Raw genomic sequence first — 22,870 nt, forward strand, 5'->3', positions numbered from 1 at the left:
AGGGGGCGCGCGGCGGCAGGATGGAATCATGAAGCTCACCAAGAAGTCGCACGCCTGTGTCCGCATCGAGAAGGACGGGCAGACGCTCGTCATCGACCCCGGCGGGTTCAGCGAGGAGGACGCGGCCCTCGGCGCGGACGCGATCCTCGTCACCCACGAGCACCCGGACCACTTCGACGAGCTGCGGCTGCGCGCTGCCATGGAGGACAACCCGGCCGCCGCGATCTGGACGCTGGAGTCGGTCGCGGAGAAGATCTCGGCGGCATTCCCGGGCCGTGTCCACACCGTCGGCCACGGCGACACCTTCACCGCCGCCGGTTTCGACGTACAGGTCCACGGCGAGCTGCACGCCGTGATCCACCCGGACATCCCGCGCGTCACCAACGTGGGCTTCCTCGTGGACGGCGGCAAGGTCTTCCACCCCGGTGACGCCCTCACCGTCCCCGACCACCCCGTCGAGACGCTGATGCTGCCGGTCATGGCCCCGTGGAACAAGATCGCCGAGGTGATCGAGTACGTGCGCGAGGTCGGGCCGCGGCGCGCCTACGACGTCCACGACGCGCTCCTCACCGACCTGGCCCGCCCGATCTACGACCGCCAGATCGGCGAGCTGGGCGGCTCCGAGCACCTGCGGCTGACCCCCGGCGACTCGGTGCGGCTCTGAGGCCCCGCCCGGGGCGGGACCGCGTTGTCAGTGCCGCCCGGTAGGTTGTGGGACATGCGCATCGCGACCTGGAACGTGAACTCGATCACCGCCCGCCTGCCGAGGCTGCTCGCCTGGCTGGAGAGCAGTGGCACCGACGTGCTGTGCCTCCAGGAGGCCAAGGTCGCCGAGGCGCAGTTCCCCTTCGACGCCCTGCGCGAGGCGGGCTACGAGGCGGCGGTCAACGCCACCGGCCGGTGGAACGGGGTGGCGGTGCTCTCCCGCGTGGGCCTGGAGGACGTGGTCAAGGGCCTGCCCGGCGACCCGGGCTACGAGGGCGTCCAGGAGCCCCGGGCGATCTCCGCCACCTGCGGGCCGGCCCGCGTCTGGTCGGTGTACGTGCCCAACGGCCGCGAGGTGGACCACCCGCACTACGCCTACAAGCTCCAGTGGTTCGAGGCGCTGCGCGCCGCCGTCGAGGGCGACGCCTCCGGCAGCCGCCCCTTCGCCGTGATGGGGGACTACAACGTCGCGCCGGAGGACGACGACGTCTACGACCGGGCGGCCTTCGAGGGCGCCACCCACGTCACCCCGGCCGAGCGCGCCGCCCTCGCCTCGCTGCGCGGCGCCGGTCTGTCCGACGTGGTCCCGCGCCCGCTGAAGTACGACCACCCCTTCACGTACTGGGACTACCGCCAGCTCTGCTTCCCCAAGAACCGCGGCATGCGCATCGACCTGGTGTACGGCAACGAGCCCTTCGCCAAGGCGGTCACCGACTCCTACGTCGACCGCGAGGAGCGCAAGGGCAAGGGCGCCTCGGACCATGCGCCCGTCGTGGTGGACCTGGACCTGTAGCCGCACGCACCGCACACGCACCTACCGCACACACACCTTCCGCGTGCCCTGTGGTGCACATGGCGGTACGAATGACACTGTGGAGGTATGAACTTCCCCTTCCTGGGCAAGCGGCGCGAAGATCACCGGGCGCATGACGCGGAGGGCATCGGCGAGCTGCTCGCCGACTGCGATCTGCTGCGCTCGCAGGCGCTGCGGGAGGGGGTCCGGCTCGACGACTCCGCGCTTTCCCTGGAGCAGCTGGACCAGGTGCTCCCGCGCTGGCGCAGCGACGAGGAGATCCAGACCTGGCTCGGCAACGACGCCGGTCTGTACCTCGGCACCGTGATCGTGCGCACCGTGCCCGGCGCCGCCTGGAGCATCCGGTCCGACGGGCAGCCGGTGGTCCGGCTCGCCTCCGGCCGGGAGTTCGACGTGGTGGCGAACGGCCACGCGTGGGCGGAGGGCGGCGTGCCCGAACTCTCCCAGCTGTACGGCGAGGTGGCCGAAGCGTGAGGTCTTGGCCCTGCTTCCAGCATAAATAGGGGTAATGATCGAAAGGTGCGTGTCGGTCGCATTGGGGATGTTTGTCCCGATACGTTGCAGTGGTCGGGAGAGGACACGAACGCACGGGGGACATGCGCAGGGTGCAGCCGGAGATCACTGCTCGCGGGCGAGGAGAAGGTCAGCTGCACACCGGCGAGCGACTTCGTCGAGCGGCCGCTCGACGACGTGGCACTCGCCGGTCCGCTCGGGCTCAGCGGGAGGTGCCGGAGGGTGCCGTAGGCAGGTACCGGGGCGCCCGCCAGGCGTCCAGCCGGTGCTCCACCGCCGCACCCAGGGACAGCAGTTCGACGTCCTGTCGGTCACCGGCCATGAGGAGCAGCCCGACCGGCAGTTCACCGACGAACCCGGCGGGCACCGACAGCGAGGGGTACCCGGCCACCGCCGCGGGGGTGGAGGACGGGATCACGTCGTTGTCGCCCCGCGCGCAGTCGGTGGTCCACGCGGGCGGGTTCGCCGGGGAGGCGATGGCGTCCAGGTCGTGCTCGGCCATGACCTCGTCGATGGACCGCCGGGAAAGATCGGTCAACTCCGCCCGCATCGCCCGGTACTCCGGAGCGGTGGTGGACGGTGCGGCCAGCGCCTGCTCGAACAGCTCCTGACCGGCGAAGCAGCTCTGCTCCTGCGGGTGGGTGCGGTTGAACTCGATCAGCTCGGCCAGGTCGCGCGGCCCGCCCCGGGTGGCGAGGTAGGCGTCGATGTCCCGGTGGAACTCGCTCAGCAGCGCCGGGAACTCGAGTTCGGCCAGTCGCTCCTGGTACGGCAGGCTCACCTCGACGACCTCGGCCCCCGCCGCGGTCAGCCGGGCGGCCGTACGGGTCATCAGGGCGTCCACCTCGGCGCCGAGTGACGGCAGCCGCCACAGGCCGATCCGTTTGCCGCGCAGAGTGCCGGGACGGTGGACCGCGTCCGTGAGGCTCGGAGCGTCGTCGGTGCGGACGGTGTCACGGCCGCTCAGCACGGAGAGCGTGAGCGCGGTGTCGATCACGTTGCGGGCCATGGGGCCGGCCGTGTCCTGCTCGGCGGAGATCGGTACGACGCCCGACTGGCTGACCACTCCGAGGCTGGGCTTGAGGCCGACCACACCGTTCATCCCGGCGGGGCACACGATGGAGCCGTCCGTCTCGGTCCCGATCGCCACCTGCGCCAGCGACGCGGCGAGCGCCGCGGCCGAACCGGAGGACGATCCGCAGGGGTTGCGGTCCAGGACGTACGGGTTGTTCGTCTGCCCGCCCACCGCCGACCACCCCGACGTCGGCTTGGCCGCGCGGAAGTTGGCCCACTCGGAGAGGTTGGCCTTGCCGAGGATCACCGCGCCGGCCGCCCGCAGCTTCCCGACCAGGACCGCGTCGGTGTCCGGTGGGCTCCCGGCGAGGGCCAGCGACCCGGCGGTCGTCGGCATGTCACGGGTGTTCACATTGTCCTTGAGCAGGACGGGGATGCCGTCCAGCGGGCCGCGGGCCCTGCCGAGGCGGTGTCTGAGGTCGCTGGCGGCCGCCTGGCGCAGGGCCGTCGGGCTGGTGCGCAGCACCGCGTTGATCCTGGGGTCGACGGCCTTGATCCGCCGCAGGTAGGCGAGGGTCAGCCTGAGCGAGGACAGCGATCCCCGGTTCATGCGCGCCTGCAGTTCGGGGATCGTCACCGTGTCCAGATTCACTCCCTTGACCAGCGTCGACTCGGCGGATCGCGCCGAATCGCCGGGCCGGGGACCGGCGGCCTCGGCCCGTTGGCCGGGTGCCGCCGCGACGAGGGAGACCACGACCAGAAGTGCGGTCAGGGCCGCCATGCTTCTCTTCTTCATGGCCGACAGCCCACTACACGGGGCCGCCCGGCACAAGGGGCCCCTCAGTCACGGCAGTTGCCGCACACGGCAGGGCCGGGGATTGATGTGCGCCCCCTTGACGGCCCCCACTCCTTCGCTAAGGTCTAGACCTGCACGCGTAGGTCTAGACCTGCGGTGCGGGGTTGCCTCATCGGCAACGTCGTAAGCCGGGGCAGGCTGATCCGACGTGGACCGAAGGGAACAGTGATGTCATGCGCATGAAAAGACGAGTGGCCGCCGCCGTGGGAGCGCTGGTCGCTCCCGTGGTGGCCCTGAGTCTGCCGGCGCCCACCGCGAGCGCCCACGGCTGGGTGGTCTCGCCGGGGAGCCGACAGGACCAGTGCGCCAACCGCGTGGTGCAGTGCGGTCAGATCAAATGGGAACCGGCGAGCGTCGAGGGCCCGAAGGGGCTGCGCAACTGCAGTGGCGGAGACGCCCGGTGGGCCGACCTGGACGACGACGCCAAGGGCTGGCGGGTCACACCCATCGGCACCACGCACACCTTCACCTGGACCATCGAGGCCCGGCACGCCACCAGCAACTGGCAGTACTTCATCGGTGACCGGAAGATCGCCCAGTTCGACGGGCACGGCGCCCTGCCTCCCGCGTCGGTCAGCCACCAGCTGGACTTCGGCGGGTTCAGCGGGCGGCAGAAGGTGCTCGCGGTCTGGAACATCGCCGACACCGCCAACGCCTTCTACGCCTGCATCGACGTCAACATCGGCGGCGGAAACGACGGTGGAGGTGACGACGGCGGCGGGGACGACGGCGGCGACCAGCCGGGCGACTGTGTCGCGGGAGCCTGGAGCGCCGGGAGCGTCTACAACGGCGGCGAGACCGTCTCCCACGACGGCCACACCTGGCGTGCCAAGTGGTGGGTGACGGGTGAGGAGCCCGGCACCACCGGCGAATGGGGCGTCTGGGAGGACCTCGGCGCCTGCTGAACCGCCGTGGCGCTCCGTCCAGGCCACGGGCGCGGCCGGCCGGCGTACGCACCCGAGCGCGTGCGCCGGCCCGCATCTCAGAGTCCTCTGATACCGCGCCGTTAGCGTCCGGCCGGTGGTGTGCGATCAACCGGTCTCGTGAAGGAGCGCCATGACGGAGCAGTTCCCCGGTGCAGTCCTCGACCTCCTCGACGCGGCGGGCGACCGCACGGTCTTCGAGCACGACGGCCGGGAGGTGAGCGGGCGGCAACTGCTCGGCACGACCCGGCGGGTGGCCGCCGCCCTGCGGCAGCGCGGCCTCGGGCCGGGCCGTGGCCTGGCCCTGCTGCTCGGCGTCGGTCCGGAGGCCTTCGCCGCCGTCATCGCCGCGTACACGGTCGGAGCCCGCGTCGTCGGGGTACGGCCCGGCATGACGGACCACCAGCAGGCGGCCCTCCTGCGTGACGCCGAGGTCGCCGCCACGCTCACGGACCGGCCCGGCACACCGGGCCGAGCGGACCTCCGGCCGCCGGGGGCCGTCCTGCCGCTCGGCGAGCTGCTCGCGGCACCGGACGACGGTCTGCGGCCCCGCGTCCCGGCACGGCCGCAGGACGTCGCCCGGCTCATCCACACCAGCGGCAGCACCGGAGTTCCCAAGGCGTGCGCCCAGACGTACGGGGCGATGACGGCGGCCTGGACGCTGCGGCCGGAGGACTGGCCGCCGGCGGTCCGGGAGCTGGCGGGCCGGCTGGACAGGTTCCTGGTCTTCGGCACCCTGGCCAGCCAGGTGATGCTCGAGTACGGCCTGCTCGCACTCGCCGCCGGAGGCGTTCTGGTCTCCGCCGACCCGCCCGACCTCCCCGGGGCCCTCGTGCGCCACCGGGCGACCGCGAGCGTCATCACGGTCGGACGGCTGAACCGGCTCGTGACGGAGCTGCGTTCCGCGCCCGTCGACCTCGGTGGCCTGCGCGCGCTCATGGTCTCCGGCTCGCCGCTGGAACCGGGCCGGGCGCGCGCGGCCGAACAGGTGCTCGGGCCGGTCGTCTTCCACGGGTACGGACAGACCGAGACCGGCATGATCTCCATGGCCACGCCCGCGGACCCGCCCGGCTCGCTCGGCGTGCCGCCCGTCGACCTGGAGGTCCGGGGTCCCTCCGGCCGCCCCGTCCCGGCCGGCACCGAGGGGGAGATCTTCGTCCGCACGCCCTCGCAGGGTGCCGGGTACTGGGGGCAGCCCGCGCTCAGCGACGAGGTGTTCGTGGACGGCTGGGTCCGCACGCGGGACCTCGGGAGCCTCGACGCCCGGGGGAGGCTGTGGCTCTCGGGACGCGTCCGGGACGTGGTCATCGTCGACGCCAACGTGCACTACGCCGGTCCCATCGAGCGACTGCTCGCCCGCCACCCGGCGGTGGCCGAGGCGTACGTCGTCGCCGTGCCCGACGATGCCACGGGGGAGGCCGTGCACGCCTTCGTCGTCCCCGCGGCCGATCGCGTACCCGCGCTCGACGACCTTCGCGCGCTGGTGGCGGGGCGGCTGGGCGAGGCCTGCGCGCCGACGCGCCTGACCCTCATCGACGAGGTGCCGCTCACCGCGGCCGGGAAGCCGGACAAGCGGCGGCTGACGCGGGGGACCTGACCGGCCGGACCGGCTCCCCCGTGTACCGGCCCTCCCCGTGCACCGGTCGCCCGTGTACCGGCCCTCCCCGTGTACCGGCCCTCCCCGTGCATCGGCCCCCCCGTGCATCGGCCCCCCCGTGCATCGGCCCCCCCGTGCACCGGCCCCCCGTCACCGGCCGCCGACGGCGACGGCCCCCCGCGGACGACCGGCGCGCACCCGGTCCCGCCGGTCCAGCAGGGCCAGCAGCGGTGTCGCCATGACGGTGGTCGTGATGGCGACCACCACCAGGGCGCTGAACATCGCCTGCGTCACGATCCCCGCCGCGAGCCCCAGGTTGAGGGCGACCAGCTGCATCAGGCCGCGCGCGTTCATCAGCGCCCCCACCCGCAGGGCGACCTGGCTGGACTCGCCCGCCGCCCGCGCCGCGAGCCAGCAGGCGCCGAACTTGCCGACGACCGCGACCACCACGCACCCCGCGGTGAAGAGCAGGACCGGGCCCGAACCCAGCAGGGTGAAGTCGGTGTTCAGCCCCGAGTAGGTGAAGAACAGCGGAACGAAGACCGCGCCCACCGGCTGGAGTGTCCCGACCGTACGGTCCAGCCGCTCCGAGCGGGGGAAGACGACGCCGAGACTGAACGCGCCGAACACCGCGTACAGCCCGATGACGTCGGTGTACCAGGCGATCAGGAACAGCACGCCGACGAGGGCGAGCAGGAGCTGGTCGGCGCCCGTGCGCTCGGCGAGCAGCGCCGTACGGTCGCGCAGCCGCACGCCGACGGCGAGCACCGCGATCAGGCCGAGGCCCCCGGCGAGGGCCACCGAGACCTCCCCGGCACTGCCGCCCGCGATGCCGAAGACTCCGGCGAGCAGGACCCAGGCCGCGGCGTCGTCGACCGCGCCGGCCCCGAGGGACAGGGCGCCGAACCGGGTCTTGGCCAGGTCCCGTTCGGCGATGATCCTGGCCAGCATCGGGAACGCCGTCACCGCCAGCGCGACGCCGACGAACAGGCCGGAGACCGTCAGCGACACGTTCGGGGCGAGCGCGCCGGTGCGTTCGCCGACGGCGGCGATGAGCACCACCCCGAGCACCATCGGCACCACCAGCCCCGCCGCCGACACCAGCCCGGCCGACCGGGCGACACCCCGGAGCCGGTCCGCGCGGAAGTCCCAGCCGACGTGGAACATGAACGCCACCAGCCCGATCTGCCCCACCACGTAGAGCACCGGCCGCAGTTCCGTGGGGAAGAGGGCCGACTCGACGCCCGGCAGCAGCGCGCCCAGGACCGACGGACCCAGGACCACGCCCGCGAGCATCTCCCCGACGACCGGTGGCTGCCCGACGAGTTGCAGCAGCCGGCCGACCACCCGGCAGACGACGAGGATCACGACGACCGCGAGGAAGAAGGCAGGACCCAGTTCCGTGGTACTCATCCGTTGCTCTCCCTGCTTGTCTTGCTCTCCGTGGGGTGGGCGACCGGACAGCGTCCGGAGGGTGGTTCCTCGAAGTACCGGGCCGCCGGGCGCAGCCTCCGTGCATGCAGCACCATGACCGTGCCGAGCACCAGTTGCCGCACGCCCCGGGTGACGTCCTCCGCGCCGTCGCGCAGCCGGACGAACCGGCGCAGCGCCTCCAGCCGGCGCCGGCCGGGGATCAGCGGGCGGGGGATCAGCAGACAGGGCGCGCGGTGCGGGTTGGAGCGGGTGTGCGAGGCCGTCGAGTCGAGCCGGAACCGGCTCAGCACCTCGCGCACGGCGACGCGCAGGACGATCGGCGACACGCGCCACGCGGGGCAGGGCCGGTTCGCCGCCACCCCGAACGGGATGTACGGGGCCCTCCTGGCCGCCGGGTCGGACCAGCGGTCCGGGTCGAACTCGTCGGGCCGCTCGTGCCCCGTGGCCTGGTAGTCGGGGTAGCTGAAGCACACCACGGACCCGGCGGGCAGCACCGTCGTGTCGTCGAGCGGCACCTCACCGGTGGTGATGCGGTGGGCGATCCCGAACAGCGGATACAGGCGGAGCGTCTCGTCGATCACGTGCGCGAGGTACCGGTCGTCGTCCGGGCGTTCCGACAGGCGGTGCTGCACCCGCGGGTGGCGGGCCAGGGCGAGCAGGACGTGCGCGGTCGCCTCGGACAGCTGGACGACCGCGGTGTTGAAGAACGTCCCTTGCAGGTACAGCGCCTGCTCGGACGGGGAGAGGGAGGACGGCAGCCGGTGCGGCACGTCCCCGGCGGCGATCCGCTCGCCGAGGTACGCCGTCAGCCGGGCCCGGCGTCGCGGGTGCCGCAGTCCGGTGCACTTGAGGGCGGTGATCACGTCGTCGGCGTGCGCGGTGATCAGGTCCCGGGCGTGCGGCGGGCACGGCCGGCGGAACACCAGCTCGTAGGCGAAGGCGGCCCAGGCGGGCATGAGCAGGTCCCGCAGCCGCACCAGGCTGACGCGGTCGAGCGGGACCGTGTCCAGTACGTCCGCGACGGCCCGCCCGGCCGCCTCGGCGAGTCCGGCGGACGAGCCGGCGAGGATCCGCCGCGTCGTCGCGGCGACCTGGTCGTAGCGTTCACCGGGCTCCAGATGCTCCTGGTGCACCTCGGAACCCGGCGCGAGCCAGTACCAGAACAGGTCGGACAGACCGGCGCCCGCGCTCCGGCCGTTCACCGCGGGATGGGCGTACACCCGCTCGAACACCTCGGGGCCGTGGGCGGCGTTGGGCAGGGTCACCACCCGGTCGCCGTTGACCTTCTCGAAGACGCGCACCCGCAACGCCACCACGGTGCGCGGCAGCCACCACGAGGCGGGCCGCCGGGTGCCGCTCACCACGCCGCCTCCCCCCACCACGCCGCGTCCTCGCGGACGACCATGTCGGCGCCCAGATCGGCGTTGCGGCGCCCGCCGCACAGGGCGAGCGTGTGGTCGTACTCGTCGAGCAGCGTCCGCAGCACCTCGCGGACGCCCGCCTCGCCCGCGGCGGCCAGCCCCCACAGCACCGGACGTCCCACGCCGACGGCCGCCGCGCCCAGCGCGAGCGCGACGGCCACGTCACCGCCCCGGCGCACCCCGCCGTCCAGGAGGACCGGCACCGCACCGGCGACCGCCCGGACGACCCCGGGCAGGCAGTCGACGGACGCCGCGGCGCTGTCGCACTGACGGCCCCCGTGGTTGGAGACGATCACGCCCGCCGCGCCGTGCTCCACGGCCAGTCGCGCGTCCGCCGGATGGAGCACCCCCTTGACCCACACGGGCAGCGAGGTCATGCCCACCGTCTCGGCGAAGTCCCGCCAGGACGCCGCCGGGTGCATCGGGATGTCGGTGAGGGCGCCCGGCGGGGCGCCGGGCAGGTCGCGCATGTTCTCCGCGGCGTAGCCGGGCGGCAGGTCGTCGAACCCGTTGCGCAGATCCCGGGTGCGCCGGCCGAGGAGCGGCGAGTCGGCGGTGACGACCAGGGCCGAACAGCCCGCCTCCTCGGCCCGCCGCACCAGCGCCTCGGTGACCTCCCGGCGCGGGTGCGGGTAGAGCAGGAACCACACCGCCGCGTCCGGGTCCGCCTCGCGGGCCGCCGCGACGACGGCCGGCACCGCCGTCGTCGCGGCGACGCCCGTCACCAGGACGGCGCCCTCGGCCGCGGCGGCCCGCGCCGTGGCCCGTTCGCCGTCCGGGTGCAGCAGGCGGTGGAACGCCGTCGGTGCGACCACCACCGGCGCCGCCCCCCGGGCGCCCGGCAGGTCCACGGCCGTCTCCCGCCGCGCGGCGCCGCGCAGCACCCGGGGCAGCAGCGCGTACCGGTCGAACGCCCGCCCGTTGGCGGTCAGCGCGCGCTCCTCGCCCGCGCCGCCCGCCACGTAGTCGTAGTGGACCGGGTCGAGCGCCGCGCGCGCCGCGTCGTGCAGTTCGCGGAGGGTCACGGCGCCACCGGGGTCACCGCGTCGCGCCGGGCGGCGAGGAACGCCCGCAGCGGGGCCCGGTGGTACTCCTCGCTGTCCCACTCGTTCTCCAGGTTCGACGCGAGGTGGTGCTCGGCGACGAACGCGCCCTGCCGGTACCAGCGCACGACCGGGTGCAGATAGCGGCCGTCCAGTCCGGAGACGTCGTACTGGGACCCGCGGCCGGCGCTCACGTCGAAGGGATCCACGAGGTCGTGGTCCTTGCCGTACTCCAGGGTGATCACGGCGTGCGCCTCGACGTCCCCGAAGTCCCCGGCGGCGACGGCGCCCGGCACGTGCGCGACCGGGACCTCCTCGGCGTAGCGCATCGTGCCGTTTGGGGCGAGCGTGAGCAGGTCGCCGAGGACGGCGAACTGCTGCCACAGCGCCGAGGACCGGTTGACCCGGCCGATCACCGCGTCCACGGCCCGCTCCGTGGTGTCCCCCAACTCCGCCGCGGGCCAGGGCTCCTGGTGGTGGCGCTGCCGCAGTCCCCGGTGCAGGGCCCGCACCATGTAGCGGAAGCCGTGGATGAAACCGGTCGTGGCCTTCCGGAAGTCCCGGCCCTGCATCAGCGTCCCGGCGAAGTACAGGCCGGGCACGTTGACCGACTCGCTCAGGGGCGTCAGTTCCGGGAAGCGGCCGTCGACCATCAGGTCGGGCGTGCAGGTCTCGTCGAAGATCGAGGCGTCGAAGCGGAACCCGGTCGCCACGATCACCCGGTCGTAGCGCAGGTCCTTGACCACGTCCTCGTTGCGCTCGAAGGCGAACTGGACCCGGTAGCCGTCCGCGTCCCGCCGGATGTCCAGCACCCGGCCGTCCAGGAGGGCGTTCTGGGACTTGAGCTGGTAGCTGTCCAGGAAGTTGTTGTAGACCGCCCGCAGGTGTCCCACGTAGTGCGTCCGCCAGGCCATGCGCAGCGAGCCCGAGCCGGCCACGTGGATGACCGCAGCGTTCTCCATCAGGTTCTCGGCGGTCTCGAAGGCGGAGTTGCCCCGCCCGACGATCAGCACCCGCTGATCGGTGTAGCCCGCCGGGTCGGTGTCGATCGTGTCGTAGCGCTCGGCCAGTTCGACGCCCGGGATCGACGGCAGGTTCGCCACCGGCATGCCCGTGGCGACCACCAGGTGCCTGGCCCGCCACTCGGTCCCGGTCTGATCGGTGACGGTGAACCCCCCGGCGTCGCGGGTGACGTGCCGCACCGCGGTGTCGTACCGCACCCGCACCCCGGTCCGGTCGGCGAAGTCCGCCAGGTAGCGCACCAGGTCGTCGGCGGGCGGGAAGTAGCGGGGGCTGTAGCGGGTGAACACCAGCTCCGGGTCGTCGCTCAGCAGCGAGTTCCAGTCCATCCGCAGCCGCAGCTCCGGGTCGTCGTACCCGGTGTGCACCTTGTTGTTCGAGATCAGGTTGCGGTGCCGGGGGAAGCGCGTGAAGAACGCGCCCGGCACGCCGCCGCGCTCCAGGACGACGTAGTCCGCGCCGTCCCGCTCCAGGAAGGAGGCGAGTTGCAGGCCGGCCGGGCCCGCTCCGATGATGAGGTAGTCATGGCTCATGGCACGGAAGGTAGCCACGTGATCTCAGAGCGCTCTGAGATCCCGGGCCTACGTTGCCCGTTGTGCTCACACCCACGGACACACCCACGGACACCGTCCCGCTCACCGGCCCCCTGGACGCGGCCGCCCTGCGCCGCGCGGCGCTGCCCCTCACCGTCACGGTGGACGAGGAGGCCCGCGCCCGCGTCGAACGCGGGCGCCGCCTCTTCCACGCGCTGCGGCACGGCCCCGGCGGCACGGACCGCCGGATCTACGGCGCCGACACCGGCTTCGGCGCCCTCGTCGGCTACGCCGGCCGCACCGACGACGCGGACCAGTGCGACAACACCCTGGCGCACCTCGGCGCGGGCCAGGGACCGGACCTCCCGCCCGGGATCGTGCGCGCCTCCCTGCTGCTGCGCACCCGCTCCCTCGCCCAGGGCCTGTCGGGTGTGTCGGCCGAGGTGGTCGACCGGCTCGCGGCGATGTTCGCCACCACCTTCGCGCCCGCCGTCCCCCGCTACGGCTCCGTCGGCGCGAGCGGCGACCTCATCCCGCTCGCCTACGCCACCCAGGCACTGCGCGGCCGGGGCCACGCCTACGTGAACGGCGACCGGATGCCGGCCGGCGAGGCGCTGACCGCCGCCGGACTGCGCCCCCTCGCCCTCGACGGACGCGACGCGCTCGCCCTGGTCAACGGCACCTCCGTCACCACCGCGGCCACCGCGCTGGCCCTCGACGCCGTGCGCGCCGCCCACCGCTCGCTCACCGCGCTCACCTGCCTGCTGACCGACCTCCTCGGCTGCGACACCGGCTTCCTCGACGCCGACCTGCTGCGGGCCTACGGCCACCCCGGCACCGTCGACGTGGGCGGACGGATGCGGCGGACCCTGGCGGGCGGCACGCCCTCCGGCACCCGCCCGTTGCAGGAGCCGTACAGCATCCGCTGCGCCCCGCAGCTGCTGGGCGCCGCCGAGGACGCGCTGCGCCACGTCGACGGAGTCGTCGCCGCCGACCTCGCCGGGGTGAGCGACAACCCGCTGTTCTTTCCCGGCACCGGCACCGGCACCGGCACCGGCACCGGCACCGAGGACGCGGCCGTGGGGAAGGTCGTGCACGGTGGGAACTTCTTCGGACAGCCCGCCGCGTTCGCCGCCGACCTGCTCGCCTCCGTCACCGCCCAGCTCGGCAACCTCGCCGAACGCCAGCTCGACCTCCTGGTGGACCCGGCACGCAACGGCGGGCTGCCGCCGATGCTCGCCACCGAACCCGGAGCACAGCACGGGTTGCAGGGCGTGCAGCTGGCCGGCACCGCGTTCGTGGCGGAGATCCGCCGCGCCGCGACCCCGGCCGGCATGCAGAGCCTGCCGACGAACCTGCACAACCAGGACGTCGTCCCCTTCGGCACGCAGGCGGCCCTGCGCGCCCACGACACGGCCGAGCTTCTCGGCCTGCTGTGCGGGTCGCTCGCCCTCGGCCTGCGCCAGGCCGCCCACGTCGGCGCCCGCCGCCCCACCGCACCCCGGTGCGGGGAACTCCTGGACTCCCTCGCCGATGCGATCCCCCCGGTCGACCCGGACCGCCCGCTGGACTCGGACGTGCGTGCCGCCGCCCGCCTGCTGGTCAGGTACGCCCGGCCTTGACCCGGCGGGGGGCGAGGCGGGGCGCCCGGCCCCGGGGTGGCGGGACGGAGACGGCCGGGGGACCGCCCAGGGGGAGCCGGATGGTGAACAGGGCGCCGTGTCCGGGCCGTCCGGTCGCGGCGACCGTACCGCCGTGGTGGGTGACGACCTCCCGCAGCAGCGCGAGCCCCAGACCGTACCGGCCGGTGGCACCGCCCCGGTGGAACCGCTCGAAGAGCCGTTCCGCCTCGGCGGGATCGAAGCCCTTCCCGGTGTTCGCGACGGTCAGCGTGACCGTCCCGCGCACCCGTGCCAGGGCGACCTCGATCCGCCCGCCCGTCGGGGTGTGGCCGACGGCGTTGGACAGCAGCTCCCCGACGGCCCGGCGCAGCGCCGACTCGACCCCGTCGACGAACACGGGGCGCGGCGGTCCGTCCACGACGACGGTGAGACCACCCTCCCGCACCCGGTCCGCCTCCTCCGCGACCACCGCACGGGCCAGTGCCACCAGGTCGACCGGCCGGTGCTCCGACGGCCGCGCCGGGCCCGCCGCGAGGCTCGCGGACAGCAGCAGGTCGTCCAGCACCTCGCCCAGCCGGCCGGCCGAACCGACCAGCCGCGTCAGCCCTTCGCGGTGCCGGGCGGGGAGGTCCTGCGCCGCCGCCTGCCGCGCCAGCAGCTGCGCCCGCGTGTACACCTGGGTGACCGGGGTGCGCAGCTCGTGGCTGGCGTCCGTGACGAACCGGCGCTGCCGGGTGAGCGCCTCGGCCAGCGGGGACACGGCGAGCCGCCCCAGGACCACCCCGGTGACGGCCGCCGCCAGCAGGCCCACCACTTCGGCGACGCCCAGCGCGAACCACAGGTGCCGGCGGTCGGCCAGCTGGAACCGCAGGTCGAACACCGCCTGCACGACCTGCCCGTCCGCCCTGACCTGCGTACGCACCAAGTACTGGGTGTCGTCGCGTCGCACCGTGCGTTCCACCGCCTCGTGGGTCCGGCGGACCTGCCGCATGTCGCTCTGCACGGGGAAGCCCGCCGGGGCGTTGGCCAACGGCGTCGCGCCGCGCGCGAACAGCCAGGTGCACACCGGCGGACTGGACAGGTCGCCGCGCTCGGCGCCGTAGCGCAGCTCCCGCCACACCTGGTCGCTCTGGGCCCGCGTCATGACGGTGTCGGCGACCCCGCCGACGACGGTGACCAGCAGGGTGATGATCGCGCCGGTCAGTACGGCGATGCGCAGGCGGGCCCGGCGGACGGCCGCCCGCTCCCCGGACGCCGACGCGCTCACAACGCCCCCAGGCGGTAGCCCAGTCCGTGCACCGTGCGCACCACCTGCCGGCCGAGCTTGCGGCGCAGGTAGTAGACGTAGGTGTCGACGATGGAGGAGGCGGGCGCCTCCTCGAACACCAGCCGGCGCAGCTCCGCCCTGGTGTGGACGGCTTCGGGGTGCGAGGCGAGCACCCACAGCAGGGCGAACTCCCGCGCGGCGAGCGCGATCCGCTCGCCGTCCGCGGACTCCACCTCGCGCCGCCCGACGTGCAGACGTCCCGAACCGATCCGCAGGACGTCCCCGCCCTCCAGGGAACGCCGGCACAGCGCCCGCAGTCTGGCTCCCAGTTCGTCCAGCTCGAACGGCTTCACCAGATAGTCGTCGGCGCCGGCGTCCAGGCCGTCGACCCGGTCGTGCACGGTGCCCATCGCGGTCAGCATCAGTGCCGGGGTGCGGACCGCGCGGGTGCGCAGCCGGCCCAGCAGGTCGAGGCCGTCCAGCACCGGCAGCCGCCGGTCGACGACGAACACGTCGTAGCGCCGGGTGAGGCCCAGGTGCAGGCCCCGTTGGCCGTCGGTCGCCACATCGACCGCGTAGCCCTCGTCCCGCAGTACGTCGGAAAGCATGACGACCAGTTCCCGGTCGTCCTCGATCAGCAGCAGCCGCCACGGGTCCCGCGCGAGCTCCTGTGTCATGTCCACTCCTCTTCAGCCCCGCAACGGCCTCAACGCCCTTGTGGCACAAGGAAGTTCCCGGAGCGGGAGAGCGAGTGTGGGGTGTGTGCGGGGCCCGGAGGAGTTGTGGCCGACGGCTCGCGGGTGGTTCCGGGAACGCTCCTCCTGGCCGGCGACGACGCGCGGTACATGACCGGGCAGACCGTGATGGCCGACGGCGGGGCCGTGAAGCTCCGCCGACCCGGGTACGGCGGTCCCGAGGGGGCGATCGGATCGGCCGGTGAGATCGATACCAGGCGTGCGGACCTCCCGTCCTCGATGCTCATCACGGACGACCGCACGGCAATTGGCATCGATAACATCATCTGTCATAGTCACAGCTACCGATGGCCGGCCCGGTTGCCGGTCCTCCGCGCCACCCCCTGCCAAGGAGCAGCTGTGAAGCGGTCCACCCTGTCGTACGCCGACGGCACCCTCCTGCGGAACGGGCGCCCGCACCGCCTCCTGGCGGGCTCGCTGCACTACTTCCGGGTCCACCCCGGGCACTGGGCCGACCGGCTCCGGCGGCTGGCCGCCCTCGGCCTCAACGCGGTCGACACCTACGTCCCCTGGAACTTCCACGAGCGCACCGCGGGCGACATCCGCTTCGACGGCCCGCGCGACCTGACCCGGTTCGTCCGGCTCGCCCAGGAAGAGGGGCTGGACGTCGTCGTGCGGCCGGGCCCCTACATCTGCGCCGAGTGGGACAACGGCGGTCTGCCCGCCTGGCTGACCGGCACTCCGGGCATGCGGCTGCGCACCTCCCACGGCCCCTACCTCGAAGCGGTCGACCGCTGGTTCGACGCGCTCGTCCCACGCGTCGCGGAACTCCAGGCCGGCCGGGGCGGGCCGGTCGTGGCCGTGCAGATCGAGAACGAGTACGGCAGCTACGGCGACGACCGGCCCTACGTCCGCCACATCCGCGACGCCCTCGTCGCCCGCGGCATCACCGAACTGCTCTACACCGCGGACGGACCGACCCCGCTGATGCAGGACGGCGGCGCCCTGCCCGGCGAACTGGCCGCCGCGACCTTCGGCTCACGCCCCGACCGGGCAGCGGCGCTGCTGCGCTCCCGCCGGCCCGGGGAGCCCTTCTTCTGCGCCGAGTTCTGGAACGGCTGGTTCGACCACTGGGGCGACAAGCACCACGTCCGGCCGGCCCGGAGCGCCGCCGAGGACCTCGGCGGCATCCTCGACGAGGGCGGCTCCGTGAGCCTCTACATGGCGCACGGCGGCACCAACTTCGGACTGTGGGCGGGCGCCAACCACGAGGACGGAACCATCCGGCCGACCGTCACCAGCTACGACTCGGACGCCCCCATCGCCGAGAACGGCGCCCTGACCCCCAAGTTCTTCGCCCTGCGGGACGCACTGACCGCGCGCGACGACGCCGCGGCCCGGCGCCCGCCGCCCGCCGACCCACCGCTGCTGGCCCCCCGCGACCTGCCGGTCACCCGGCACGCCGCCCTGCTCGACGCGCTGCGCTCGGTGTCCGAGCCGGTGTCCGCACCGCTGCCGCTGAGCTTCGAGGAACTGTCCCTCGCCTCCGGCCTGGTGCTCTACGAGGCCGAGCCGCTGCTGCCACCGGGGGACCACGAGGTGGCCGTCACGGGGCTGCACGACCGCGCCCAGGTCTTCGTCGACGGCACACCCGTCGCCGTACTGGACCGCGAGAGCGCCTCGTTCACCGTCACCGGCGCCGGAGCACGGGTCCGGCTGGCGCTGCTGGTGGAGAACCAGGGGCGGATCAACTACGGTCCGCTGCTCGGCCAGGGCAAGGGCATCCTCGGCGGGGTGCGGGTGGAGCGCCGGCTGGTGCACGGCTGGACGATGCGTCCGCTGCCGCTCGACACGTGGACACCGCGGGACACGGCACGCGCCGCGGCCGCCGCCCCCTCGGACGGCCGCGCCGGGTTCGCCACCGCCGTCCTGTCCGTGACCGAGCCCGCGGACGCCTTCGTCGCCCTGCCCGGGTGGGGCAAGGGCTTCCTCTGGGTCAACGACACCCTGCTGGGCCGCTACTGGGAGATCGGGCCCCAGAGCACGCTCTACCTGCCCGGTCCGCTCCTGCGCCCCGGCGACAACACCCTGACCGTGCTCGAACTCGAACGCCTCGGCGACCGCGTCACCCTGCGCGAGGGTCCCGACCTCGGACCGTCGGAGGAGTACGTCGAGACCTTCGACTGACGCCCCGGGCCAAAGGTGACCGGGTGCGGCCCGCCCCCTGGGAGGGCGCCCCCTGGGAGGGGCGAGCCGCACCCGGCGGTGTGTCAGCGGGCGTCGGCGGGTCGTCCGCCCGGCGGGCAGCCCGTGGGAAGGTCCACGGGCACGCCGTACACGCGCATCTCCGCGGCGGCCGCGTAGGGCTGTCCGTCGAGCGCGTCGAGCGCGTCGAGCGCGGTGAAGCGCACGTAGGAGGCGCGGACCCGGTCGAAGGAGACGCGCTGGGTCCGCGGGACGTCCTCCAGGGTGCCGGCGGCCACCGTCGCCACGCGAGGTCCGCGTCGGCGGGAACTGTGGCAGACGATGTTATCGATGCCAATGGATCGCGTCTGGCTAGACTCCCAGGCGGGACCATTACCTGCGACGGCGGCCGGAGCCGCCGTTTCCGTGGAGAGGCGAGCGATGTCACCGGAAACGCCGGCAGCCGACGGGGCGCCCGTGAGCAGGCGGACGGCCGACGACGGTGCCGTGCGGCAGCCGGGCATGGCCGACGTGGCCCGGCTCGCCGGGGTCTCCGCCCAGACGGTCTCCCGTACGCTGGCCGGCCATCCCAACGTCCAGCACACCACCCGCGCCAAGGTGCTCGCCGCGGTCGAGGAGCTGGGCTACCGCAAGAACAACGCGGCGCGGATGCTGTCCTCGGGGCGCAGCCGGACGATCGGCGTCGTGACGCTGCGCACCACCTTCTACTCCCGCGCGAACCTCCTCTTCGGCATCGAGGCCGCGGCGCGCGAGGCCGGGTACGCGGTCAGTACCGCCGCCACGGCGTCCCTGGACACCGCGGCGATCGAGAGCGCGCTGTCCCGACTGGCGGAGCAGGACGTCGAGGGGGTCATCCTCTCGGTGCCGCTGGTGCACGTGAGCCCCAGGATCGAGCGGCTCACCCGCTCGGTGCCGACCATCACCGTCGACGGGTCGAGGACACCGGCCACCGAGATCGTCGCCGTCGACCAGACCCTGGCGGCAAGGCTCGCGACCCGGCACCTGATCGAGCTGGGCCACGAGGTCGTCTGGCACGTGTCGGGGCCCCAGGAATGGCTCGACGCGGCCAGTCGCTGCGCCGGCTGGCGCGACACCCTCGAGGAGGCGGGACTGTCCGTGCCACCGGTGCTGGAGGGGGACTGGACACCCGCCTCCGGGTACCGCAACGGCCTGGTGCTGGGCAAGATCCCCGACGTCACCGCGGTGTTCGTGGCCAGCGACGAGATGGCCTTCGGGGTGATCCGGGCCCTGCACGAACTCGGCCGCCGGGTGCCCCAGGACATCTCCGTCGTCGGGGTCGACGACATCGCGCTCGCCGAGTACTGCTCGCCCTCACTGACCACGGTGGCCCAGCCGTTCGCCGAGATCGGTGCCCTCGCGGTCGCCCACCTGCTGCGGCACATCGCGGATCCGGACGCGGCTCCCGAGCCCGCCTCCGTCGAACCCGTGCTGGTCGTGCGCGCCAGTACGGCCGCGGTCGACGGCCCGGCGGCACGCCGGTCCTGACCGCCACCGGCGCGCCGCCCGGGAGACGTCGCTCAGGACTCACCGTGGGCGTCGAGGTCCTGGGTCCCGGTGACGAGAACGAGTGCGGCGAGAAAATCCTCGAAGGCCCGGTCGGCTCGCGACACATCACCCGTGGTCTCGATGTCCATGATGAGGCCGCGGACGACCGCCAGTACGAGGGTCGCGAGTTCGGGACGGCCGATGCTGCGCATGCCCTCCTGGAGCGGCTGGAGCCAGTCCGTGGTGGACTCGCGGCGGAAGCCCGGCCACAACTGCTGCTCGGCGTCTTCGCGGAGTCTGCCGAACATGGTGAGGTACGGCAGACCGGCCGGGCCGGTCATGACCCGCCAAGCTCGTCGCAGCGTGCTCGGGTAGGGCTCCTCGGGCCGGGGAGTGACCAGTTCGCCGAAGAAGTCGCGCTGACGTCGCCGTGCCCGCCGCAGGGTCTCCCGCAGCAACGCGTCCCGGGTGCCGAAGTGGTAGATGAGCATCCGGGCCGACGTGCCGGAGGCGGCCGCGAACGGCTCGAGGCGGCTGGGAAGCCCGTGCACGAGCGCGTGGTCGACGCAGGCGTCCAGGATTCGGTCGCGGATCTCGGGCTGCTTGTGTCGACCCATCGCGGCACTTTTTCACGTAACCGCGGCTACGTCTACCGTTGATCGTGGAGCTTGGCGCCCGGATTCGAGGAGGAAGAGATGCGCGTTGTGTTCGTGCACGGGGCTTGTGTCCGTGACGGGTCGTGGTGGTGGCACCTGGCGGCCTCGGCCCTGCGCAAGCACGGTATCGCCAGCACTGCCCCGGCGCTGTCGAGCTGCGGCGAGGGCGACCGGCCGGCCGGTCCGGAGGGCCCCGGCCTGGCCGAGGACGTCGCCGCGGTGCGCGCGGTCCTCACCGACGGAGACGAGCCGACCGTGGTCGTGGCGCACAGCTACGGCGGAATCGTCGCCGCCGAGGCGGCCGCGGGCGTGGCAGCGGTCCGCCACATGGTGCTGGTGTCGAGCTACCTGCCCGAGCCCGGCGAGTCCCTGTCGACGTTCGGAGCCGACGCACCGCCGCCGTTCCTGGACTTCGATCCCGAGGGCGGCACGTTCGGCGCCCGGCCGGAGCTGTTCGCCCAGACGTTCGCCCAGGACTGCCCACCGGACCTGGCCCGCGACGCGGCGGCCCGTCTGGTCCGGCAGACGCTGGCCGTGACCGGGCAGCCCGTTCGGGCGGCGGCGTGGCACGACGTGTCCACGACGTACGTGGTGTGTACCGAGGACCGCGGCACCCCAGTGGCCGCGCAGCGTGAATTCTCCCGCCGTGCGGACAGGGCCGTCGAGGTGGAGGCGGGCCACCACCCGTTCCTGTCGCAGCCACAGGCCGTCGCCGACATCGTCCGACACCTGCCGTGACCGCGTGCTCATGCCGTTCCTCCAGGCCATCCCGCGCAGGACACCACTTCGAATCCCCGGTTGGGGAAGACGATGTTCATGAAGAAGTCGTGGACGGACGTGTCGTCGTCGCCGCACCCGTCACGCAGGACCGTCAGGTGAAAGCCGCGATCCGCCGCGTCGTAGCAGGTGGCGGCGACCATCGCGCTGGTCGCGACACCGGCGACGGCAAGCCGGGTGACGCCGCGGGCGCGGAGCACGAGATCCAGATCCGTGCCCGCGAAAGCGCTGGCGCGGCGCTTCAGCACCACGACGTCCTCGGCGGTGACCGGCAGATCGGGTTCGGTGCCGGCCGTGTCCTCGTGGAAATCTTCGCCGGCGTCGAAGAACGACCGGTACAGCGGGCTGTCCGGCACGTCGGCGCCATTGGCCCGGAAGGCGAAGCGCACGAACACCACGAGGACGCCGGCCGCGCGGGCACGCGGAAGCAGTTCGGTGAGCGGCGGCACGACCTCTCGGGCGAACGGGAACCTGCCCGTGATGCCTTGCTGAACGTCGCCGATGATCAGAGCAGTGGTCATGGCAGGTCTCCGTCCGATCGTTCCATCCATCTCGCTCCGTTCCGGGGCAGGAACTCGCCAACCGATCAGGATGGCAACCCTCGTTGTTTCTGCGCCCCCACTCAACTCGAATTCGAGGGACGCCACGATCGACCTGGCGAAGAAGTACACCCACGCGGTCCGTCGACGGGGTCGCCCGGCCCGGGCCGTTGCCCCAGGGCGTACCCCGCGAATGGCGCGGATCAGCCGCGGACCTTGCCGGTCTCACGGGTGAACTGGCGGTGGCCGATCAGCCTGTAGGCGACCCGGGCCGGGGCCGGCAGGACCTTCATGAACCTTCGCCGTTCCGCGTCGTCGGCGTCTTCGGTGATGTGGCCGAGGATGACCAGCCGCCGCGTGACGGGGATCGCGCTCATGCCGTGCTTGCCGAGTGCGTCCCATTCGTTCTGCGTCAGTGTGACGGAGACGATGGGCAGAATTTCCCGCTCTTCTTCGGCCAGGTGCTCGATCAGTGTCGGCATCATGGCGTCGATGCGTGCGGCCATCCGCTCGCCCCGGGCGGCGTCCGCGCTCGCCGTCCACGCGGGCAATTCCGCGTCGATGGCTGTCACGGCGTCGTCGACCTGGGCGTGCTGGGCATCCATCCGGTCCATCAGCCCCGGATCGAGGGCTGCTCGCTCGCGCAGCAGCGGAAAGAGCAGCTCGTCCTCGCCGGTGTGGTGCGTGTGGAGGAAGGTCAGCATCTCCCGGGCGTGCGCACCGATGACCTTGGCTCGCGCACGGTCACCGGCCGCGGCGCGGAACAACCGCGGAAGCAGGCCGAACTCGCGCCTGAGGACGCGATGGATCAGCACCATCTCATGGGTGTCGACGCCGGGCCCGGGCGCACTCACTGCGACTCCTCGACAGCCGCGGCGTTCAGGATGGCTTCACGCGGCGTGATCGTTGGCCGGCCGATGAGTTCGACCAGGTCGCCGCTGTCGGTGAACAGCTCTCCGCGGGCCAGCCCCGCATCGGCATCAGCCACGGCGGCGGCCATCTCCGGGGGCAGACCGGCGCCCGTCAAAGTCGCCGCGTAGTCGGCGACCGGTATGTCCCGGTACGTGATGCGGGTGCCCAGGACGTCGCTGAAGGTGGCGGCGAGTTCGGTCAGCGTGAACGGCGTTCCGCCGAGTTCGTAGGTCCTGCCGAGGTGCCCGTCCTGCGTCAGCACCGCGACCGCGGCCGCCGCCAGGTCATGCCGGGCCGCCGCACTGACGCGCCCGTCGTGCGCACTGCCCAGCAGCGCGTGGTACTGGGTGATCATCGGGAGCTGATCGGTGTAGTTCTCCAAGTACCACCCGTTGCGCAGGATGACGAACGGAGACCCGCTGTCGCGCAGGTACTCCTCGGTGCGGCGATGCGCGTCAGCGAGCATCATCCGCGCGGTCGAGGCGTTGAGGGTGCTGGTGTAGACGATGCGGGAGACACCCGCCGCGCGCGCCGCGTCGATGGCGTTGCGGGCGTTGTCGAACCGCTCACCCACCGTCGTCGTGGAGACCAGCACCAGTGCGTCGGCACCCGTGAAGGCCTCGTCGAGGGTGCCCGGGTCGGCGAAGTCCGCGCGCCGTACGGTGACCCCGTCCCGTGCGAGGTCGGCGAGCTTGCCGGTGTCCCGGCCGGTGGCCACGATCTGCTCCGGCGGCGTTCCGGCGGCGAGGAGCTGATCGACGATGAGCCGGCCGAGGTGGCCTGAGGCTCCGGTGATGACAGTGGACATGGTGTTTCCC

General features: G+C 73.2%; 21 protein-coding genes. 9 read left to right on the plus strand and 12 right to left on the minus strand.

All coding sequences use genetic code 11. The features are described 5' to 3' along the window. Nucleotides 1-28 precede the first annotated feature (28 nt). From ACFYZ3_RS29735 to ACFYZ3_RS29745, 3 genes are all read left to right on the plus strand, one after another. Entirely contained in the window at nucleotides 29-664 is a 636-nt protein-coding gene (locus ACFYZ3_RS29735) for an MBL fold metallo-hydrolase (RefSeq protein ID WP_388523987.1), read from the plus strand. 54 nt (nucleotides 665-718) lie between these two features. Then, on the plus strand, nucleotides 719-1,498 hold the full coding sequence (locus tag ACFYZ3_RS29740; protein WP_388523990.1) for an exodeoxyribonuclease III: 780 nt from the start codon (nucleotides 719-721) through the stop codon (nucleotides 1,496-1,498). An 87-nt stretch (nucleotides 1,499-1,585) separates the two neighbouring features. Then, nucleotides 1,586-1,993: a DUF6278 family protein gene (locus ACFYZ3_RS29745; RefSeq protein ID WP_388523993.1), complete on the plus strand. Its 408-nt coding sequence runs from the start codon at nucleotides 1,586-1,588 to the stop codon at nucleotides 1,991-1,993. A gap of 241 nt (nucleotides 1,994-2,234) precedes the next feature. Here ACFYZ3_RS29745 and ACFYZ3_RS29750 read toward each other — a convergent pair whose 3' ends face one another. Further along, on the minus strand, nucleotides 2,235-3,842 hold the full coding sequence (locus tag ACFYZ3_RS29750) for an amidase family protein (protein ID WP_388523996.1): 1,608 nt from the start codon (nucleotides 3,840-3,842) through the stop codon (nucleotides 2,235-2,237). 233 nt (nucleotides 3,843-4,075) lie between these two features. On the opposite strand from ACFYZ3_RS29750, the gene ACFYZ3_RS29755 reads away from it, so the two are divergent. Together ACFYZ3_RS29755 and ACFYZ3_RS29760 are read left to right on the plus strand one after the other, a co-directional pair. Next, on the plus strand, nucleotides 4,076-4,807 hold the full coding sequence (locus tag ACFYZ3_RS29755) for a lytic polysaccharide monooxygenase (protein ID WP_388523999.1): 732 nt from the start codon (nucleotides 4,076-4,078) through the stop codon (nucleotides 4,805-4,807). Nucleotides 4,808-4,958: 151 nt separating this feature from the next. Next, nucleotides 4,959-6,422, plus strand: coding sequence for a class I adenylate-forming enzyme family protein (locus tag ACFYZ3_RS29760; RefSeq protein WP_388524002.1), 1,464 nt, complete (start codon nucleotides 4,959-4,961; stop codon nucleotides 6,420-6,422). Between the two features lie 150 nt (nucleotides 6,423-6,572). Here ACFYZ3_RS29760 and ACFYZ3_RS29765 read toward each other — a convergent pair whose 3' ends face one another. The 4 genes from ACFYZ3_RS29765 to ACFYZ3_RS29780 are packed head-to-tail and all read right to left on the minus strand — an operon-like array spanning nucleotide 6,573 to nucleotide 11,873. Further along, nucleotides 6,573-7,835, minus strand: a complete 1,263-nt coding sequence (locus tag ACFYZ3_RS29765) for a cation:proton antiporter (RefSeq protein WP_388524005.1) — start codon at nucleotides 7,833-7,835, stop codon at nucleotides 6,573-6,575. Further along, complete coding sequence (locus ACFYZ3_RS29770) at nucleotides 7,832-9,217, minus strand: cytochrome P450 (protein ID WP_388524008.1); 1,386 nt, start codon at nucleotides 9,215-9,217, stop codon at nucleotides 7,832-7,834. Before ACFYZ3_RS29770 ends, ACFYZ3_RS29765 begins: the two co-directional genes overlap by 4 nt. Then, nucleotides 9,214-10,302: an alpha-hydroxy acid oxidase gene (locus ACFYZ3_RS29775; RefSeq protein WP_388524011.1), complete on the minus strand. Its 1,089-nt coding sequence runs from the start codon at nucleotides 10,300-10,302 to the stop codon at nucleotides 9,214-9,216. Before ACFYZ3_RS29775 ends, ACFYZ3_RS29770 begins: the two co-directional genes overlap by 4 nt. Continuing rightward, nucleotides 10,299-11,873 (minus strand): NAD(P)-binding domain-containing protein, encoded by a 1,575-nt coding sequence (locus tag ACFYZ3_RS29780; protein WP_388524014.1) that lies wholly within the window; start codon nucleotides 11,871-11,873, stop codon nucleotides 10,299-10,301. The genes ACFYZ3_RS29775 and ACFYZ3_RS29780 overlap by 4 nt, the downstream gene beginning before the upstream one ends. A gap of 62 nt (nucleotides 11,874-11,935) precedes the next feature. On the opposite strand from ACFYZ3_RS29780, the gene ACFYZ3_RS29785 reads away from it, so the two are divergent. Beyond that, entirely contained in the window at nucleotides 11,936-13,495 is a 1,560-nt protein-coding gene (locus ACFYZ3_RS29785) for an aromatic amino acid ammonia-lyase (protein WP_388524017.1), read from the plus strand. Here the strand turns inward: ACFYZ3_RS29785 and ACFYZ3_RS29790 are convergent. Beyond that, nucleotides 13,476-14,762 carry a sensor histidine kinase gene (locus ACFYZ3_RS29790; RefSeq protein ID WP_388524020.1) on the minus strand — a complete coding sequence of 429 codons (1,287 nt, stop codon included), beginning with the start codon at nucleotides 14,760-14,762 and terminating at the stop codon, nucleotides 13,476-13,478. The genes ACFYZ3_RS29785 and ACFYZ3_RS29790 overlap by 20 nt on opposite strands. After that, nucleotides 14,759-15,439, minus strand: a complete 681-nt coding sequence (locus ACFYZ3_RS29795) for a response regulator transcription factor (protein ID WP_361013615.1) — start codon at nucleotides 15,437-15,439, stop codon at nucleotides 14,759-14,761. Before ACFYZ3_RS29795 ends, ACFYZ3_RS29790 begins: the two co-directional genes overlap by 4 nt. Nucleotides 15,440-15,856: 417 nt before the next feature. Between ACFYZ3_RS29795 and ACFYZ3_RS29800 the strand changes: the two genes are divergently transcribed. Then, entirely contained in the window at nucleotides 15,857-17,644 is a 1,788-nt protein-coding gene (locus ACFYZ3_RS29800; protein WP_388524023.1) for a glycoside hydrolase family 35 protein, read from the plus strand. Nucleotides 17,645-17,727: 83 nt separating this feature from the next. Here the strand turns inward: ACFYZ3_RS29800 and ACFYZ3_RS29805 are convergent, their stop codons facing one another. After that, nucleotides 17,728-17,949 carry a hypothetical protein gene (locus tag ACFYZ3_RS29805; protein WP_388524026.1) on the minus strand — a complete coding sequence of 74 codons (222 nt, stop codon included), beginning with the start codon at nucleotides 17,947-17,949 and terminating at the stop codon, nucleotides 17,728-17,730. Between the two features lie 133 nt (nucleotides 17,950-18,082). On the opposite strand from ACFYZ3_RS29805, the gene ACFYZ3_RS29810 reads away from it, so the two are divergent. Next, nucleotides 18,083-19,168, plus strand: coding sequence for a LacI family DNA-binding transcriptional regulator (locus tag ACFYZ3_RS29810; RefSeq protein ID WP_388524028.1), 1,086 nt, complete (start codon nucleotides 18,083-18,085; stop codon nucleotides 19,166-19,168). A gap of 32 nt (nucleotides 19,169-19,200) precedes the next feature. Here the strand turns inward: ACFYZ3_RS29810 and ACFYZ3_RS29815 are convergent, their stop codons facing one another. After that, nucleotides 19,201-19,785, minus strand: coding sequence for a TetR/AcrR family transcriptional regulator (locus ACFYZ3_RS29815; RefSeq protein WP_388524031.1), 585 nt, complete (start codon nucleotides 19,783-19,785; stop codon nucleotides 19,201-19,203). A gap of 78 nt (nucleotides 19,786-19,863) precedes the next feature. On the opposite strand from ACFYZ3_RS29815, the gene ACFYZ3_RS29820 reads away from it, so the two are divergent. Further along, a complete protein-coding gene (locus ACFYZ3_RS29820; RefSeq protein WP_388524034.1) occupies nucleotides 19,864-20,562 on the plus strand; it encodes an alpha/beta hydrolase in 699 nt (232 codons plus the stop codon). 8 nt (nucleotides 20,563-20,570) lie between these two features. On the opposite strand, the gene ACFYZ3_RS29825 is transcribed toward ACFYZ3_RS29820, so the two are convergent. The 3 genes from ACFYZ3_RS29825 to ACFYZ3_RS29835 form a co-directional block, all read right to left on the minus strand. Further along, nucleotides 20,571-21,122, minus strand: coding sequence for a cysteine hydrolase family protein (locus ACFYZ3_RS29825; protein ID WP_388524037.1), 552 nt, complete (start codon nucleotides 21,120-21,122; stop codon nucleotides 20,571-20,573). A gap of 221 nt (nucleotides 21,123-21,343) precedes the next feature. Continuing rightward, nucleotides 21,344-21,994, minus strand: coding sequence for a hemerythrin domain-containing protein (locus ACFYZ3_RS29830; protein ID WP_388524040.1), 651 nt, complete (start codon nucleotides 21,992-21,994; stop codon nucleotides 21,344-21,346). Then, a complete protein-coding gene (locus ACFYZ3_RS29835; protein ID WP_388524043.1) occupies nucleotides 21,991-22,860 on the minus strand; it encodes an SDR family oxidoreductase in 870 nt (289 codons plus the stop codon). Before ACFYZ3_RS29835 ends, ACFYZ3_RS29830 begins: the two co-directional genes overlap by 4 nt. Nucleotides 22,861-22,870: the final 10 nt, after the last annotated feature.

It is taken from the genome of Streptomyces sp. NPDC001599 (genome assembly GCF_042893535.1).
GTDB lineage: Bacteria > Actinomycetota > Actinomycetes > Streptomycetales > Streptomycetaceae > Streptomyces.

Bases quoted from the DNA above. Each gene is read 5' to 3' on its own strand.
- ACFYZ3_RS29735 (WP_388523987.1), top strand. From the start codon at position 29: ATGAAGCTCACCAAGAAGTCGCACGCCTGTGTCCGCATCGAGAAGGAC.
- ACFYZ3_RS29740 (WP_388523990.1), top strand. From the start codon at position 719: ATGCGCATCGCGACCTGGAACGTGAACTCGATCACCGCCCGCCTGCCG.
- ACFYZ3_RS29745 (WP_388523993.1), top strand. From the start codon at position 1,586: ATGAACTTCCCCTTCCTGGGCAAGCGGCGCGAAGATCACCGGGCGCAT.
- ACFYZ3_RS29750 (WP_388523996.1), bottom strand. From the start codon at position 3,842: ATGAAGAAGAGAAGCATGGCGGCCCTGACCGCACTTCTGGTCGTGGTC.
- ACFYZ3_RS29755 (WP_388523999.1), top strand. From the start codon at position 4,076: ATGCGCATGAAAAGACGAGTGGCCGCCGCCGTGGGAGCGCTGGTCGCT.
- ACFYZ3_RS29760 (WP_388524002.1), top strand. From the start codon at position 4,959: ATGACGGAGCAGTTCCCCGGTGCAGTCCTCGACCTCCTCGACGCGGCG.
- ACFYZ3_RS29765 (WP_388524005.1), bottom strand. From the start codon at position 7,835: ATGAGTACCACGGAACTGGGTCCTGCCTTCTTCCTCGCGGTCGTCGTG.
- ACFYZ3_RS29780 (WP_388524014.1), bottom strand. From the start codon at position 11,873: ATGAGCCATGACTACCTCATCATCGGAGCGGGCCCGGCCGGCCTGCAA.
- ACFYZ3_RS29795 (WP_361013615.1), bottom strand. From the start codon at position 15,439: ATGACACAGGAGCTCGCGCGGGACCCGTGGCGGCTGCTGCTGATCGAG.
- ACFYZ3_RS29810 (WP_388524028.1), top strand. From the start codon at position 18,083: ATGTCACCGGAAACGCCGGCAGCCGACGGGGCGCCCGTGAGCAGGCGG.
- ACFYZ3_RS29815 (WP_388524031.1), bottom strand. From the start codon at position 19,785: ATGGGTCGACACAAGCAGCCCGAGATCCGCGACCGAATCCTGGACGCC.
- ACFYZ3_RS29820 (WP_388524034.1), top strand. From the start codon at position 19,864: ATGCGCGTTGTGTTCGTGCACGGGGCTTGTGTCCGTGACGGGTCGTGG.
- ACFYZ3_RS29825 (WP_388524037.1), bottom strand. From the start codon at position 21,122: ATGACCACTGCTCTGATCATCGGCGACGTTCAGCAAGGCATCACGGGC.
- ACFYZ3_RS29835 (WP_388524043.1), bottom strand. From the start codon at position 22,860: ATGTCCACTGTCATCACCGGAGCCTCAGGCCACCTCGGCCGGCTCATC.